Raw genomic sequence first — 15,737 nt, 5'->3', positions numbered from 1 at the left:
AGCGTCGATATTCGGGTGCGCGGGATCGATCAGGCGTGAATCCGGCGGGGTCATCTTCGATCGCATGCGCACGACACGTGCGCATGCGCAGGTCGTTCATCGGAACGCCCGTCGCCAGGCGGCCTCGCGGTGCGTCAATGCGCGGGTGCCGCGCGCCTGCGCCGTGACGTCAGCACCTGGCCGACGATCGCGGTCAGCAGAATGCAGGCGTTGGTAACGATGAAGACCCAGTCGCCGACCAGTGCGCTGTAGGTCACGAAGCCGACGGAGGCGGTGATCTGGCCGACGAACAACCAGTGGGACACGCCTTGCGCGCTGCCATCACGGAGCTGCGTCGCAATCTGACGGATCAGCGTCGCCAGCAGCACCGCGGAGGCGGCCCAGCCGATGACCTCAGGCGGCATGGGCATCCGGCGCGGCGCCGAAGTCGACCGCAGCTGCTTCGAGCACCGGTGCGGCGAGCAGACGCGTGCGCGCCTCCAGCGCGAGCAGATAATCGGCAAATCCGCCCTGCGCGCGCGCGACGCGCCGTGCGCTGGTGATTACGACGGGTGTCGCACGCCGGGCGATCAGCGCGCCGGCGCGATGCAGCGCATCGACCATGGCCACATCCTCGTGCGCGGACAGGGGCGGAAATCCGCCGCAGCGCAGATACATCGCTGCACTGAAGCCCATGTTCGCGCCGTGCACGTGCGGATGGCCGTCGCGCTGTTCTTCAGCGGTGCCGAAGTGCATGCGCACGGTGTCGTCGTAGTCGAGCCAGTCGTCGACGGTGACGATGCCGCAGAACGCATCGGCGGCGCAGGCGAGCTGGCAGGCCAGCCAGTCGCGCGGCACGCGCGAATCGGCGTCGGTACACGCCACCCAGCGCGCGCCCAGACCGATCACGAACGCCGCGCCGGCCGCACGTGCGAGGCCGACGTTGCCCTCCTGCACGACGACGGCGCGCACACCGCACGCGGCGACGATCGCGGCCGTACGATCGCTGCAGCGGTCCAGCGCCACCACGATCACCACCGCTTCGCCGCCGAGCGCATCGCTGAGCGCGGCGAGCTGCACGGACGCCAGGCATGCGGCGATGCAGGCTTCCTCGTTGTGCGCGGGAATGACGACGCCGATCATCGCAGGCCCGCCCGTTGCGCCACCGATGCGGCGTTCAACGCCCAGCCGTCGAGTCGCACATCGGCGTCGCCATAGCCGAACACGCGTTGCATGCCGAGTTCGCGGCGCAGCAAACGATGCACGTCACGGCCCGACTGCGGCGCCTGCGCGAACGGCGCCAGCCAGTGGCAGGCGACCAGCACGCCATCGCCGCGCAGACTGGATTTCAGCCGATGCGCCATGCGCGTCAGCGTGTCGGCATCGAGGTAGTAGCCCACCTCGCTGAAGACGATCAGATCGAACAAGCCATCGGGCCAGGTGTCGGGATGCCGCGCCTGGCGCACGTCGACGTGGGCGTGCGCCTGCGTGCGTTCGGTCGCCAGCGCGACGGCGCGTGCGCTGAGGTCGGTGGCGATCAGGCTGTCGCAGCGCGTTGCGAGGTCGGCCGTCAGTTCGCCGTTCGAGCAGCCGATTTCCCAGACGCGACCGAAGGTCTGGGCCGGCAGACTCGCGAGCAGCAGCGCGCGCTTGCGCGCCTCGTACCAGCGCTCGCGATAACCGAAGGGATCGTCCTGCGCGTAGATCGCATCGAAATATTCGCTGGGCGTCGCGGCGCTCATGGCAACACGACTTCGAAATCGCGATCGAACCGTGCGAGCACATGCGGCGGCAGGATCGGCGCCGGCATGCCGGGCGCGTCGTCCTGCAGTTGCGACGCGAAGCACGCGAGCGCCGCCGCCTTGGCGCGGCAGGCTGCCTGCGTCAGCACGAGGCGCTGCGCGCCCGGCAGCGGCGATGCCGGCGCATCCGGCGAGAGCCAGTGCCAGGCCCAGACCGGAAACTGTGCGACTTCCGCACCACATTGCGCGGCAGCACGTTCGACCGCGCGCGCTGTCGCCTCGTGATCGGGATGCGCGTCGCCGCGCCAGGTCGTCAGCACGCGGTCGCGTGTCTGCAGCAGCGGCGCGAGCGCAGCGACGAGCGCGTCTTCGCGCTCGGCCACGCGTCCGTCGCCGATGTCGAGCGTGTCGATCGCGTCGGCGTCGACGCCCAGCAGGGCCAAGGCGCGTTCGAGTTCCTGCCGGCGCACCACGCGCAGATGCGCCGGCGGCCATGCGGGTGCGTCGGGATAGCAGGCTTCGCCATCGGTGACCGACACCACGCGCACCGGCAGATCGATCGCGCGCGCGGTAGCGATCAGGCCACCACACCCCAGTGCTTCGTCATCGGGATGCGGCGATACCACGACCAGTCGCGCGATGCCGTCGAGCCAATCCTGTGCGGCGATGGACGGCAATGCGGCCAGCCAGCGGGAGCGCTGCCATGCGGATTCCGGGATGCCCGCGCCCGCGATCCGCGGCGTGTCCTGTATCGCGTCCATGCTCACAGCTGCCATGTGATGTCCCGCGCCTGCGCCGCGACGCCGAGTTCCGCCCAGTCGCGCTCGGCATGACTCTGGCGCAGGAACGTCGTCAGGTCGGCGCACCGCAGTGCATGCGCGCCGTCTTCGCACAGCGGGCCGGGGCCGAGCGCGCGCCCCACCCGGTCGATGACCTCGGTCGCCGTGCGTTCCACCACGCTGCGCACGCGGGTGATCGCGGTCGCGTGGGGCGCATCGGGATCGTGATCGATCGCGGCGGCGGTCTCGCGCAGCAGGCTTGCTGCCGCGGACAGCGCCATGTCGATCGCGCCGAGGTGGGCCATCGCGTGCGGATTGTGCGCGGCGCGCGGATGGCGACGCAGCGTCTCGGCAATCGCCGTCGCTGCACCGAACCAGCACGCGGCGATGCCACCACCGCCATGCCAGAAACCGGGTCGCGCCAGATAATCGCCAGCCGCGCCGACCTGCACCGCGGCGACATCGCGGAACTGCAGGCGTCCGCTTTCAACACGCGACATGCCGACCGCTTGCCAGTGCCCCGGCAGCACCTCGATTCCCGGTGCGGCACGCATCACCTGCACCAGCACGCGCGACTCGCCGATGTGCGCGGTGACCAGCGCCGCATCGACGAGATCCGCGCCCGAGCACCAGGCCTTGATGCCGTTCAAGCTGCCGATCCCGTCCACACCCGGCGTGAACTCCAGACGCGCATCCGGCGGTTCGGCGGCCCAGACCGCATGCAGCAGCGCGCCATCGAGTGCGCGCTCGGGCGCGCCGAGTTCGCTCAGGATCGCCAGCGCGTCGTAATGCGCCTCCAGCACCTTGATGCCGCAGACGTCTTCGGCGGCGATGTCCGACAGGTGACGCCAGCGCGTCAGCGTGTCGCCATGGCCGGGCAGCGGCAGCGAGGCGTGGCGCGCCATCGCATCGCGGACGAAGGCGAACAGCGCAGGCGCGCACGCGACCGACGCCGCAGACGGCGGCGTTGAAGAGAGAGGGGGCACGGAAGATCCAGAAGAGGTCTTGCGGCCACGTTGCGCCTTCGGAGGTGACAGGCGCGCGAGTCGGGCGCGTTCATGGCGTCAGTGCGACACCGTGCGCGTTCGATTCCCGTCGATCACGCCCGCTATGTGCGCTGGCGAACATGCCGAAGCGGTGCGCGGCGCACTCCACGCACCGCGCCGAAGCGGATCGCCGGTCAGCGCACCACGCGCACGCCGCGCAGCGTCGGCGCGCCGTCGACGACGTCGGTCCAAACGATATAGGCCTGTCCAGCGACCGCCTGCAGCTGCGGAAAGCCGGTGCCGCGACCGCGGCCCTGCGGACGCGCGACTTCGATGCGCTCGTACTCGGTCGCCAGATCCGGGCTGCGACGCGACAGCCACAGCGACTGCGCACCGGCGGCGTCCTCGCGCAGCCACAGCGCCCAGGCCTGCTGCCCGTCGAGTGCGACGGCGACGCGGCCCTGCACGGCTGCATCGGCGTCGAGCACGACCGGCGCCGCGAACGTCGTGCCTGCATCGTCGCTGCGTGCGATCTGCACCTGCGGCGTGCCGGTCTGCGCGCTGTACCACGCGACGACCACGGCGCTGTCCACAGCCGCCACATCCGGACCGTTGACCGGACAGGCCGGCATCACCCAGTTGTCGGCGTGCACGGCCGTCGGCGTCGTCCAGGCGTCACCCTCGCGGCGCGTGACCATGATGTCGCGCACTTCGCCGTCGCTGCGTCCGCGATAGACCAGCAGCGGTCCCTGCGCGGTGACCGCAGCGGCGGTCTGGCAGCAGTCGCAGACGCTGGCGTCGATTTCCACCTCGCCGGTCTTGCGCAGCGCTGCGTCGAAGTGCGCGGCGCGCAGCGTCATCGGCCGGCCCTCGCCGGGCGACGCATGCCCTTCCGGAGAATCATGGCCCGCGTGGCTCGCGCCGACGGTGTTGCGACCGTCGAGCCAGGCGATGCCGATGCCGTCGCCCTGCGGCCACATCGACACGAAGCCGTGCTCGGTCTGCGTGCCGTCGTCGTGCGGCACGGTGTAGGCGCCCCAGTTCGCGCCGCCGTCGCGCGAACGCACCAGCGCGATGTCGTAGGCATACGGCGCCTCGCCGTTCTTCTGCAGCCAGTGCGCCCACAGCGCGCCGTCGGCGGTGGCCTGCACGTGCGGCGTGTCGGCCCAGTTGACGAACATGCGGTTGCCGATCGCGATCGTCGTCGGCGCGTTGCGCCAGCGCTGCTGCGCGGGATCGAAGCGCGAGAACTGGAACACGTGCCGGCGCCCTTCGCGCGAGTTCACCCAGCTCAGCATCAGCACGCCGTCGGGGCCGGCGACGAGATCTGGCGACGCGGAGCCGGCGCCGGTTTCCGGCAATGCCCAGTCGACGATCTCGCTGGGCGCGGTGACATCGCTGGTCGCGGTGCGCGCGGCGGTCTGCTCGGGCGCATCGCTGCCACAGGCCGCGAGCAGCAATGCAGCGGTCGACACCGCGAGGACGTTGCGCAGGCGCGAGAGGCGTGCGGGGCGATCGAAAGCAGACATGCGCCAGGCTCCACGTGAGCGTCGGATTCAGTGCGCAAGGTTACCCTCCCACGCATGTACGCGCGTCCACACACCCGCCCATGAGCGTCATCGTCGCCCGCTACGCGGACCCGATCGAAGCGCAGATCGCCTGCGGTCTGCTGCAGGCCGAGGGTATCGACGTGCATCTGGGCGATGCGAACATGGCGCTGGCGAACTGGGAATGGCGGCTGGCGATCGGCGGCGTGAAGCTGCACGTGCGCGATGACCAGTTCGAACAGGCGCAGGAGGTCATCCGCCGCCTCGATGCCGGCGAATTCCAGCTCGGTGCCGAAGACGATCCCGAGGCGGACGCGCCGCTGCCGGCCACGCGCGAGAGCGGCTCCAGCCGCCTGGCGTGGATCGCGCTGATGCTGTTCCAGATTCCGCTGCCGTGGCGCCGGCGCCGCGACTGAGTCGCACGCTGACTGGACCCGCTTGTCAACGGGTACCGCCGACAGGACCGGGTTGCCACAATCGCCGCGCGGCGCTGCTGCCGCGACCCGATGTGGAACCGATGTCCAAGCCTGATGCCGCCCTCGCCCGTCGAATCGCCGACACCATCGCCGCCGAGATCGGCGCCCAGCCCGCGCAGGCGATCGCCGCGATCGCCCTGCTCGACGAAGGCGCAACCGTGCCGTTCATCGCGCGCTACCGCAAGGAAGTCACCGGCGGACTGGACGACACCCAGCTGCGCGATCTCGAAGTGCGCCTGTCCTACCTGCGCGAACTCGAAGACCGCCGCGCGGCGATCCTGTCCAGCATCGATGAGCAGGGCAAATTGACGCCGGAACTGCGCGCCGACATCGAAGCCGCCGACAGCAAGGCGCGCCTCGAAGACCTGTACCTCCCCTACAAGCAGAAGCGCCGCACGCGCGCGCAGATCGCCCGCGAGGCTGGACTGGAGCCGCTGGCCGACGGCCTGCTGGCCGATCCCACATTGGTGCCCGAGACCTTCGCTGCCGGGTTCGTCGATGCCGACAAGGGCGTCGCCGATGCCAAGGCCGCGCTGGAAGGCGCGCGCGCGATCCTGATGGAACGCTGGGGCGAGGACGCGACGCTGCTCGGCGAGCTGCGCACCTGGCTGGACGCCAACGGCGTGATCCGCGCCAGGGTCAGCCCCGGCAAGGAAACCGCGGGCGAGAAGTTCCGCGACTACTTCGACCACGCCGAACCGCTGGCGAAAATTCCCTCGCACCGCCTGCTCGCGCTGTTCCGCGGCCGGCGCGAGGAGTTCCTCACCCTCGAACTCGAACCCGGCAACGATCCCGAACAGGGCAACGCCTACGCCGAAGGCCGTATCGCGCGCCATGCCGGCATCGCCGCGCAGTCGCGCGCCGCCGACACCTGGCTGCTCAACGCCTGCCGCCTCGCATGGCGCGCGAAGATCCATCTGCATCTGATGATCGATCTGTTCGGCAAGGCGCGCGAGAAGGCCGAAGCCGAGGCGATCAACGTCTTCGGCGACAACCTGAAAGACCTGCTGCTCGCGGCGCCCGCCGGGCCGAAGACCGTGCTCGGTCTCGATCCGGGCATCCGCACCGGCTGCAAGATCGCGGTGGTCGATGCGACCGGCAAGCTCGTCGCATCCGACACGATCTATCCGCACGAACCGCGCAAGCAGTGGGACCAGTCGGTGCACACGCTGCGCAAGCTGTGCGCCGAACACGGCGTGCAACTGATCGCGATCGGTAACGGCACGGCCTCGCGCGAGACCGATCGTCTCGCCGCCGAGGTCATCAAGCTCGCGCCGGAACTCAAGCTGCAGAAGATCGTGGTCAGCGAAGCCGGCGCATCGGTGTACTCGGCGTCGGAAACCGCGGCCAAGGAATTTCCGAACCTCGACGTGTCGATCCGCGGCGCGGTATCGATCGCGCGGCGCCTGCAGGATCCGCTGGCCGAGCTGGTGAAGATCGAACCCAAAGCGATCGGCGTCGGCCAGTACCAGCACGATGTCGACCAGTACCGTCTGGCGCGCGCACTGGATGCGTGGGTCGAGGACTGCGTCAACGCGGTCGGCGTGCACGTCAACACCGCGTCCGGTGCCCTGCTCGCGCGCGTCGCCGGCCTGTCGAGCGGTGTGGCCGAGAACATCGTCATGCATCGCGATGCGAACGGACCGTTCAAGCGCCGCAAGGATCTGCTCAAGGTGCCGCGCCTGGGCGAAAAGACCTTCGAGCAGTGCGCGGGCTTCCTGCGCATCGCAGACGGCGACGAACCGCTGGATGCGTCGTCGGTGCACCCGGAAGCTTATCCGGTGGTCGAACGCATCGCCGGCAGCAGCGGCCGCGACGTGAAGCAGATCATCGGCGATGGCGCGTTCGTGCGCGGACTCAAGGCCGAACAGTTCACCGACGAGAAGTTCGGTGTGCCGACGGTGCGCGACATCCTGAAGGAACTCGAGAAGCCGGGCCGCGATCCACGCCCGGAGTTCAAGGCCGCGGTGTTCGCCGACGGTGTCGAGGACATCAAGGACCTGCAGGTCGGCATGATCCTGGAAGGCGTGGTCAGCAACGTGGCGGCATTCGGTGCGTTCGTCGACATCGGCGTGCACCAGGACGGCCTCGTGCACATCTCGGCGCTGTCGGACACCTACGTCAAGGACCCGCGCGACGTGGTCAAGGCCGGCGACATCGTCAAGGTGAAGGTGCTGGAGGTCGATGTGCTGCGCAAGCGCATCGCGCTGACGCGCCGCCTCGATGATGTGCCGGGCGAGAAACCGGTCCGTGATGCGCGCGAAGATCGCACTGCATCGCGCGGTCCCGGCGGTCCGCGGGGCGGACGTCCTGCAGGCAAGCCGCAGACCGCGGCCGCACCGGGCAACAACGCACTCGCCGACGCGTTCGCCCGCGCACGCGGGCGCTGATCGAACCCACGGCGTCCGGGCATGCGACACGCCCGGACGCTGCGATCGGGTCATTCGAGATTCTGATCCGTGCCGGCGTCTGCGGCGCAGACGCGCCGCAACGGAACGCGGTGGATCATCCGGCCTCGGCAGCCATCTGGTTGCCGCCCGCTTCCGCGAGCAGGGTCAGCTTCTCGTCGGTCGCCTTCTCTTCATCGAGCGTGGCCTTGAGCAACTTGACCGCATCCGTGTGGCCGAGCTGCTTCGCCAGTGCGCACAGCGTGCCGTAGGACGCGATCTCGTAATGCTCGACCTTCTGCGCGCCGCCGATCAATGCGGCATCGCGCAGCGGCCCCTTGTCCATCGATTCGATGACGTCCTTGCTCTCCTCGACGAGGCCCTCCATTGCCGCGCACTTGATGCGCTTCAGGCGTGCACCCAGCAGTTCGACCACCTGGTCGAGCCGTTCGATCTGGACGTTGGTCTGCTCGAGATGCAGTTCGAACGCGGCGGCGAGATCGGGGTTGTGCGTCGCGCGTGCAAGTTTCGGCAGCGCCTTGGCCATCTGTCGCTCGGCGGAGTGCGTGTCCGAGAGTTCGTGGATGAAGAGGTCTTCGAGCGTCTTGATCGTCATGGCGGGTTGTCCGGTGTGGAGGGTGCGGATGCACGCCGCGCGTGGTGGCCACGTGCAGTGCGGTTGTGCGTGATTGAGATATTGCGTTGCGACGTCAGCCCGACAGCGGCTCGTCCGGTCGTGGCGCGCGGAGCCGGAATCCGGTGCCGGGCATCGTCACGATCAGGTGTTCGTCGAAGCCGTCGTTGAGCGTGCGGCGCAGCTGGTACATGTGGCTGCGCAGCGAGTCCGAGCGCGGCAGTCGCGAGCCCCAGATCGCGGACTGCAGTTCCGCGCGCGTCACCACCCGCGGGTGATGCCGCATCAGGGTCGCGAGAATCTTCAGGCCCACCGGCAGCACCGGCAGTTCACGGCCTGCGCGGGTCACGCATCCGGTGCCGGGATCGACCCGCAGATCGTCGAGCGCGATGATTTCCTTCGCGACCTCGGCCCGGCTGCGACGCAGCAGCGCATCGATGCGTGCACCGAGTTCGGCGGGCGCGAAGGGTTTGATGAGGTAGTCGTCAGCGCCGGCACCGAGTCCTGCCAGCTTGGCGTCCAATGTGTTCAACGCCGACAGCATCAGGATCGGTGCAACCGGATGCGCCGCCGCGCGCAACTGCCTGCATACCTCCACGCCGTTCATCCGCGGCAGCGTGACGTCCAGCAGGATCGCGTCGTAGCGTTGTGCGCCGACGAGATTGAGGGCCTCGATACCGTCGTGCGCGTAGTCGACGGCGAAGCCGCGACGGACCAGCCATTCGCCGGTCAACGAGGCGAGGTTGGCGTCATCCTCGACGATGAGGATGACGCCGTTGTCGTTCCTGGACGTGTGCATGTTCCCTGGGACTCTGGATGTGCCGGAGATGGCGACATTCCAGTGATACGCGCCGCCGCCCGCTGGGCCGTGACGCATGCGCATACACGAAGCACGCCGTTCATCGGAATCACGTCCGCCTCACCGGCGCGCGCCGTCCGTGCGGTGCCGTGCACGATGCGCGGGCGCGGTCGCATCGATCAGACGCGCAGCTCGGCCCACGTCGGCGCGTGATCGCTGGCGCGCGGTTCCAGTCGCACCCACCGATCGACACCCACCGATTCGATGCGCTCCGCCAGCACGGGATTGAGCAGCAGATGGTCGATACGCAGGCCGCGATCGCGTTCGGCGTGCTGACGGAAGTGGTCCCAGAAGGTGAAGACCTGTTCGTCGTCGAAGACCTCCGCCAGCGCGTCGGTCCAGCCCTGCTTCAACAGCGCGACGTACGCCTCGCGGACCTCGGGCTGGATCAGCGCGTCCTTCTTCCAGGCCTTCGCGTCGTAGACGTCGTTGTCGGTGGGAATGACATTGAAGTCGCCGACCAGCGCAGCCGGATGTGCCAGATCGACCAGCGACTTTGCGTGCCTGTGCAGGCGCTGCATCCACGCGAGCTTGTAGTCGAACTTCGGCCCCGGCTGCGGATTGCCGTTGGGCAGGTACAGCGCGCCGACGATGATGCCGTGCACCGCGGCCTCGATGTAGCGGCTCTGCGCGTCGTCAGGATCACCCGGCAGGCCGCGCCGGCTTTCCACGGGTTCCACGCCGCGCCCGAGCAGCGCGACGCCGTTCCAGGCGCGTTGCCCGTGCCAGATGGCGCCGTAGCCGGCGGCCTCGAGTTCCGCAGCCGGAAAGGCCGCGTCGGTCGCCTTGAGTTCCTGCAGCGCGACGATGTCAGGCGCCTCGTGCGCCAGCCAGGCGAGCAGGTTCGGCAGACGCGTGCCGATGCCGTTGACGTTGAACGTCGCGAGCTTGAGGGTCTTCTTCCTGGCCATGCGGGGCATCCGGTCGACAGCGTGGCTGCCGTTCTACCGCGCGGCAGGTGACGGGCGCTGCTACCGGGGCAATGCCGTCCTGCACCACAATTGCCGCATGCCATCCCATCGCCCCTGCACGTCGCTGGACCCCATCGCCCTGACCGGGCCGGACGGCATGCCCTGATGGCGACGCCGCGTTCGCTGTGGCGCCTGGCCCTGCGCGTGCTGCTGTGCATCGCCATCGCCGTGTGCGTGCTGTGGGGCATCGGCGCGCTGTGGTACCAGGCACCGCTGCGCTGGCTGTGGCTGGTGCCGTGGAGCGTTCTCGGCATGGCGACGCTGCTGGCGGTGGCCGGCCGCATGACGCGCTCGCGACGCCGTCGCGTCATCGGCGCTGGCCTCGTCGCCGCGCTGGCGCTGCTGGGCTGGTGGCAGACCGTACTGCCGATGCACGACCGCGACTGGGCGGACGACGTCGCGCGCCTGCTCGATGCCGACGTCGACGGCAGCCGCGTGACCCTGCACAACGTCCGCAACTTCGACTGGACCCGCGACGACGATCCGGCGCCGCGCTGGGAGACGCGCACCTATGATCTCGACGGACTGGCGTCCGCCGATCTGGTGATGTCGTACTGGATGGGCCCGGCGATCGCGCACACGCTGGTGTCGTTCGGCTTCGACGACGGCAGCCGCGTGGTGTTCTCGCTGGAGATCCGCAAGGAACGTCACGAATCGTTCTCGGCGATCGGCGGTTTCTTCAAGCAGTTCGAGGCGGTGCTGATCGCGGCCGACGAGCGCGACATCGTGCGGGTGCGCAGCAATGTGCGCGACGAGGACGTCTATCTGTACCGGCTGGCGATTCCGCGCGCACAGTTGCGCACGCTGTTCCTCGCCTACGTCGACGAGGCCGGCACGCTGCAGCAGGCGCCGCGCTTCTACAACACGGTGACCAGCAACTGCACGACGATCGTCTTCGACGTCGCCCGCCACATCGCGCCGGGTCTGCCGCTCGACATCCGCCTGCTGCTGTCGGGTTACTTCGGGCAGTACGCGCATGCGCATGGCGGGCTCGCCGGCCGGGGCAGGTTCGATCAACTGGAAGCAGCAGGCCGCATCACCGACCGGGCGCGCGCCGCGGATCGCGATCCCGATTTCTCCCGCGCGATCCGGCGCGGCGTGCCCGGCATTCCGGAGGCCGAGACCCGATGACTTCGCACAACCCCTCTCGATGGATCCGCAGCGCGATGAGCCTGCTGCTCGTGCTGTCGCTGGTCGGCTGTTCGCTGGCGATGGTCGACGTGAAGTCGATCCCGCCGGGCGAATACATCGCGATCAAGCGCGGCGACATCCTCACCACCGGCGAGCTCAGCGCCGCGACGCGTGAGATGCTGCGCGTGGCCGGCCTCGACGATCGCGCCTGCGCGCGTCCGCAACACGATTGCCTGCAGGCGCTGACGGCCGTGCACGACGTCAACGACGAGCGGCGCATGGCCGCGTTGACCGAACTGTGGGTGCAACGCGCCCTGTCGCTCGCGCCCAGGCGCGACGCAGCGCCGTCCGACGCGCAGCTCGACGCGTGGTTCGAAGTCGCGCGCCACGCCTACGCCTATCTGTTCTTCAGCGCGCGCACGCCCGGCGAGCGCGCCTTCGAGGACCGGCAGACGCAGGTCCGCGACTACTACAACCTCGCCACGCAGGAAGCGGCGACCGCGCTGTTCGCCCGCTACGCAGGCGCGCCCGGCGCCGAGGGCGAAGCGCTGCAGCAGGCCGGCTGGACGATCCGCACCACGCTCGAGGGCGTGCGCCTGCCCGATGGTGTGGACCTGCCGGAAGAACTCATCCCGGCCTCGTCGCTGCAGTTCGCCGGCCTGCGCAGCGTGTACCGGCGCGACGGGTTCGGTGCCGAACTCGTCGCGGTCATGCAGCCCGATCCGGTGACCACGATCGTCGTGCCCGATGCGGAGGTCACCGCGGACACGCCGCACCGTCGCCAGCGCCCGCAGCGTCGCGATTTCAGCGAGATGCCGTCACCCGCGTTGACCGTGCTGCTGCGCTTTCCGGCGGACGATCTCGCGCAGCTGATGGCCACGCGCGAGGTCGCGTTGAGCGTGCACGATCCCTACGTCGACAGCGTCGCGCAGATGCATGGCCAGCAGGTGCCGCTGGCGGCGAACTTCACCGCCGGCTACGGCCTGTGGCTCGCGCGTTCCGGTTTCGCCACACAGTCGCTGCGCACACTGTTCGGCCGCGACCACGGCATCGACCGGCCGCATCTGTACATGATGCAGCCCTACGATCCGGACCGCCGGATCCTGCTGATGCTGCACGGGCTGGCGAGCAGTCCCGAAGCCTGGGTCAATGTCGCCAACGAGGTGCTGGGCGACGAGACGCTGCGGCAGAACTTCCAGATCTGGCAGATCTACTACCCGACCAACATGCCGATCGCGCTCAACCATGCGCAGATCCGTCGTACGGTCGACGACGCGCTCACGCACTTCGATCCCGACCGCCGCGCACGCGCGTCGCAGGACATGGTCGTCGTCGGCCACAGCATGGGTGGCGTGATCGCGCGGCTGATGGTGTCGTCGTCGGGCGATGCGCTGTGGGACGCAGTGACGGCGAATCGCGAGATCGCGCCCGGCGATCTGCGCCGCGTGCAACGGCGGCTGTCGCCGTTCCTGCGCTTCGAGCCGATGCCGCAGATCGAGCGCGCGGTCTTCATCGCCGCGCCGCATCGCGGCACCGACATCGCCGGCACGCGCGCCGGCCGCTGGATATCACGCCTCGTACGCCTGCCACTGACGTTTCTGGAGAACTTCGACGACGTGCTGCAGACGCTCGCCGGCAGCGCGCAGACACCCGATGGCAGCACCGGCCGCATTCCCAACAGCATCGACAACCTGAGCGCCAGCGATCCCTTCGTCCGCGCCGCCGCAGATCTGCCGCGCGCGCCGGGCGTGACGCTGCACACGATCATCGCCCAGCGCGATCCCGCGGTGCCGCTGGCGCAGTCGAACGACGGCCTCGTGCCCTACGCCAGCGCGCACCTCGACGACGCGGTGTCGGAGAAGGTCATCGCCTCCGGCCACAGCGTGCAGGAGACCGCGCCCGCGATCCTCGAACTGCGCCGAATCCTGCACGAGGACGTCGCGGCACATCCGCTGGACTGATCGTGTCTAGCGCGCCATCGCCAGACGCAGCGGTTCGCGATGGCGTCGGCTGCAGGGCACGACGGTGCCGTCGTGCAGATGGACTCGCGCGTCGCCGCTGTCGAGCGGTTCGATCGACGCGATCCGGTCGACGTTGACCAGATGGCTGCGATGCACGCGCAGGAACAGCGCGGCATCGAGGCGGGATTCGAGTTCGGCCAGTGTGCTGCGCAGCGGATAGACCTTGCCGCGCACGTGCAGGTTGGCGTAGTTGCCCGCGGCCTGCAACCATTCGATGTCGTCTGCGGCCACCAGGAATTCTCGGCCGAGCTTGCGGACCAGGAATCGCGAAGGTCGCTCGACCGGCTCCACCGGCGCGCTGTCGTCGTCCGGCGCTGCCAGCAGCGAAGCTTCGCCCTGCAGGCGACGCACCAGCAGGCGGTAACCATGCAGCACGACCACGATGCCGAGAAAGGTGCGCGCATCCTTCAGGTATTCGTAGACGAAGGCATCGCCGAAGACATAGCTGCTGCCGTGCCAGGCGTAGACCAGCTTGCGGATGGCCACCATCAGGCCGACGTGCAGCATCGACCAGACCACGCTCGCCAACGCGTACAGCGGCAGCCGCCGTCGCCAGTTGTCCAGATGCACCGGCCAGCGCGCGGTGAACCACACCATCGCCGGCACCAGCATCAGCAGCGCGACGGCGCTGCTGCCTTCCCAGCTCGCCACCTCCCACGCGGCGTAGTCCAGGCCGAGGCGCTCGACGTCCATCCACGTGGTCAGGCTGTTGCCCAGCCCGGACAGCAGGTAGGTGATGAACCAGTAGCCGACCTCGACCGGTCGGCGGATGGCGAGATAGCGCTCGGCCCCGGTGGGCGGCGCATGGGGGCGTGCGGACATGCGCGCATTCTAGGCAGCCGGCGCGCGCCCGCCCGTCCCGTTCGTCCCTGCCGGCCCCCGGTTCGTCCCCGAAGACGCGCCATGAAGCCCCTGACCGGACTGCGCTGCGATGCGACCCGGCACCGTGTCGGCCTCTTCCGCATCGCAGCCCACCATGGACCGACGCCACGACATCGACACGCTGCGCGTGATCGCCCTCGCCTTGCTGATCCTCTATCACGTGGGCATGGTCTACGTGGTCGACTGGGACTTCCACATCAAGAGCCCGACATTGCTCGGCTGGGTCGAGTGGCCGATGGTGCTGGTCAACCGCTGGCGGATGTCGCTGCTGTTCCTGCTGTCGGGCATCGCGCTGGGACTGGTGCTGGCGCGGTCGTCACCGGCGCGGCTGATCGGCAATCGCAGCTGGCGCCTGTTGTTGCCGCTGGCGTTCGGCATCCTCGCCATCGTGCCGGTGCAGGCCTGGTGCGAGGCGCGGATGCTCGGGACGTATGACGCCGGCTTCGGCACCTTCCTGCTGCGTTACCTGCAGCTGCGGCCGTGGCCGGCCGGCACGTTCACCGGCGCCGAGTACGGCTTCACCTGGAACCATCTCTGGTATCTGCCGTATCTGTGGGTCTACACGCTGCTCGCGCTGCTGGCCCTGCCGGTGTTGCGCGCGGTGGGCGGTGCGCGCGTCGCGCGATGGCTGGCCACGCGAGGTCGCTGGCTGCTGTGGACGGTGCCGCCGCTGTGGATGCTGTTCGCCATGGTCGTGCTGGCGCCACGCTTCGAATCCACGCATGCCCTGATCGGCGACTGGTTCAACCATGCGCACTATGGGGTCGCGTTCGCGTTCGGACTCCTGATCGCCCGGCAGGCGCCCATATGGGACGCACTGCTGGCACGACGCTGGACGCTGACGACGTACGCGCTGCTGGGCGGTGGTGTCCACATCGGCCTGCGTGCGCTCGGGCGGCTGATCGATGCCGGTCTCGTGTCGTCCGAACCGTTCCTGCGCCTGATGCCGTTGGTCGCCTGGGATTTCCTGTCTACCGTGGCGCACGCGATCTACTGGTGGGCCGCGCTGCTCGCACTGCTCGCCTGGGGCGCCCGTCTGTTGAACCGGCCGTGGCCGGGACTGCGTTACGCCAGCGAGGCCGTGTATCCCTGCTACATCCTGCACCAGAGCCTGATCGTGCTCGCCGCGTACTGGCTGATTCCGCTGCACCTCGGACCGGCGTGGGAACCGCTGCTGGTGCTCGCGATCACCGTGGCCGGCTGCGTGTCGATCCACGAACTGCTGATCCGCCGCATCGGCTGGGTGCGCCCGCTGTTCGGACTGCCGCTGCGCCCGCGTGCGCCGACGAAGGCGCGCCCCGAGGACGCGACGTTGCCGGCGCTCCGCGCGCCCTGAGCATCGA

At 69.2% G+C, this 15,737-nt stretch carries 15 protein-coding genes; 5 read left to right on the top strand and 10 right to left on the bottom strand.

Annotated elements, in window-relative coordinates; all coding sequences use genetic code 11:
- Nucleotides 1–134: 134 nt before the first annotated feature.
- From V3391_RS07910 to V3391_RS07885, 6 genes are all read right to left on the bottom strand, one after another.
- Nucleotides 135–404 carry a hypothetical protein gene (locus V3391_RS07910; RefSeq protein ID WP_332077897.1) on the bottom strand — a complete coding sequence of 90 codons (270 nt, stop codon included), beginning with the start codon at nt 402–404 and terminating at the stop codon, nt 135–137.
- The gene (locus tag V3391_RS07905) at nt 394–1,122 is read right to left on the bottom strand and encodes a glycosyltransferase family 2 protein (RefSeq protein WP_332077896.1); all 729 of its coding nucleotides are present in this window, start codon (nt 1,120–1,122) and stop codon (nt 394–396) included. Before V3391_RS07905 ends, V3391_RS07910 begins: the two co-directional genes overlap by 11 nt.
- On the bottom strand, nt 1,119–1,721 hold the full coding sequence (locus V3391_RS07900) for a class I SAM-dependent DNA methyltransferase (protein WP_332077895.1): 603 nt from the start codon (nt 1,719–1,721) through the stop codon (nt 1,119–1,121). The genes V3391_RS07905 and V3391_RS07900 overlap by 4 nt, the downstream gene beginning before the upstream one ends.
- On the bottom strand, nt 1,718–2,482 hold the full coding sequence (locus tag V3391_RS07895; RefSeq protein WP_332077894.1) for a PIG-L deacetylase family protein: 765 nt from the start codon (nt 2,480–2,482) through the stop codon (nt 1,718–1,720). The genes V3391_RS07900 and V3391_RS07895 overlap by 4 nt, the downstream gene beginning before the upstream one ends.
- A 2-nt stretch (nt 2,483–2,484) precedes the next feature.
- Nucleotides 2,485–3,486 carry an acyl-CoA dehydrogenase family protein gene (locus V3391_RS07890; RefSeq protein WP_332077893.1) on the bottom strand — a complete coding sequence of 334 codons (1,002 nt, stop codon included), beginning with the start codon at nt 3,484–3,486 and terminating at the stop codon, nt 2,485–2,487.
- A gap of 194 nt (nt 3,487–3,680) precedes the next feature.
- Nucleotides 3,681–5,015 carry a hypothetical protein gene (locus V3391_RS07885; protein ID WP_332077892.1) on the bottom strand — a complete coding sequence of 445 codons (1,335 nt, stop codon included), beginning with the start codon at nt 5,013–5,015 and terminating at the stop codon, nt 3,681–3,683.
- An 80-nt stretch (nt 5,016–5,095) separates the two neighbouring features.
- Between V3391_RS07885 and V3391_RS07880 the strand changes: the two genes are divergently transcribed.
- Both V3391_RS07880 and V3391_RS07875 read left to right on the top strand, forming a co-directional pair.
- Complete coding sequence (locus V3391_RS07880) at nt 5,096–5,449, top strand: putative signal transducing protein (RefSeq protein WP_332077891.1); 354 nt, start codon at nt 5,096–5,098, stop codon at nt 5,447–5,449.
- Between the two features lie 101 nt (nt 5,450–5,550).
- Nucleotides 5,551–7,899: a Tex family protein gene (locus V3391_RS07875; RefSeq protein ID WP_332077890.1), complete on the top strand. Its 2,349-nt coding sequence runs from the start codon at nt 5,551–5,553 to the stop codon at nt 7,897–7,899.
- Nucleotides 7,900–8,014: 115 nt separating this feature from the next.
- Here V3391_RS07875 and V3391_RS07870 read toward each other — a convergent pair whose 3' ends face one another.
- The 3 genes from V3391_RS07870 to xth all read right to left on the bottom strand — a co-directional run bounded on the left by V3391_RS07870 (nt 8,015) and on the right by xth (nt 10,300).
- Nucleotides 8,015–8,512, bottom strand: a complete 498-nt coding sequence (locus V3391_RS07870) for a YciE/YciF ferroxidase family protein (RefSeq protein WP_332077889.1) — start codon at nt 8,510–8,512, stop codon at nt 8,015–8,017.
- Nucleotides 8,513–8,606: 94 nt separating this feature from the next.
- Complete coding sequence (locus tag V3391_RS07865; protein WP_332077888.1) at nt 8,607–9,329, bottom strand: response regulator transcription factor; 723 nt, start codon at nt 9,327–9,329, stop codon at nt 8,607–8,609.
- A 179-nt stretch (nt 9,330–9,508) separates the two neighbouring features.
- Nucleotides 9,509–10,300: an exodeoxyribonuclease III gene (xth, locus tag V3391_RS07860; RefSeq protein WP_332077887.1), complete on the bottom strand. Its 792-nt coding sequence runs from the start codon at nt 10,298–10,300 to the stop codon at nt 9,509–9,511.
- Nucleotides 10,301–10,465: 165 nt separating this feature from the next.
- Between xth and V3391_RS07855 the strand changes: the two genes are divergently transcribed.
- Together V3391_RS07855 and V3391_RS07850 are read left to right on the top strand one after the other, a co-directional pair.
- On the top strand, nt 10,466–11,491 hold the full coding sequence (locus tag V3391_RS07855) for an Lnb N-terminal periplasmic domain-containing protein (protein ID WP_332077886.1): 1,026 nt from the start codon (nt 10,466–10,468) through the stop codon (nt 11,489–11,491).
- Nucleotides 11,488–13,452 carry an esterase/lipase family protein gene (locus tag V3391_RS07850; protein WP_332077885.1) on the top strand — a complete coding sequence of 655 codons (1,965 nt, stop codon included), beginning with the start codon at nt 11,488–11,490 and terminating at the stop codon, nt 13,450–13,452. Before V3391_RS07855 ends, V3391_RS07850 begins: the two co-directional genes overlap by 4 nt.
- Before the next feature lie 6 nt (nt 13,453–13,458).
- Here the strand turns inward: V3391_RS07850 and V3391_RS07845 are convergent, their stop codons facing one another.
- Complete coding sequence (locus V3391_RS07845; RefSeq protein ID WP_332077884.1) at nt 13,459–14,334, bottom strand: LytTR family DNA-binding domain-containing protein; 876 nt, start codon at nt 14,332–14,334, stop codon at nt 13,459–13,461.
- Between the two features lie 154 nt (nt 14,335–14,488).
- Here V3391_RS07845 and V3391_RS07840 point away from each other — a divergent pair, with 154 nt between their 5' ends.
- On the top strand, nt 14,489–15,730 hold the full coding sequence (locus tag V3391_RS07840; protein WP_332077883.1) for an acyltransferase family protein: 1,242 nt from the start codon (nt 14,489–14,491) through the stop codon (nt 15,728–15,730).
- Nucleotides 15,731–15,737 lie beyond the last annotated feature (7 nt).

This window comes from Luteimonas flava (assembly GCF_036584485.1).
Classification (GTDB): Bacteria; Pseudomonadota; Gammaproteobacteria; order Xanthomonadales; family Xanthomonadaceae; genus Luteimonas; species Luteimonas flava.
This window is presented reverse-complemented; position numbering and strand designations above follow the sequence as displayed.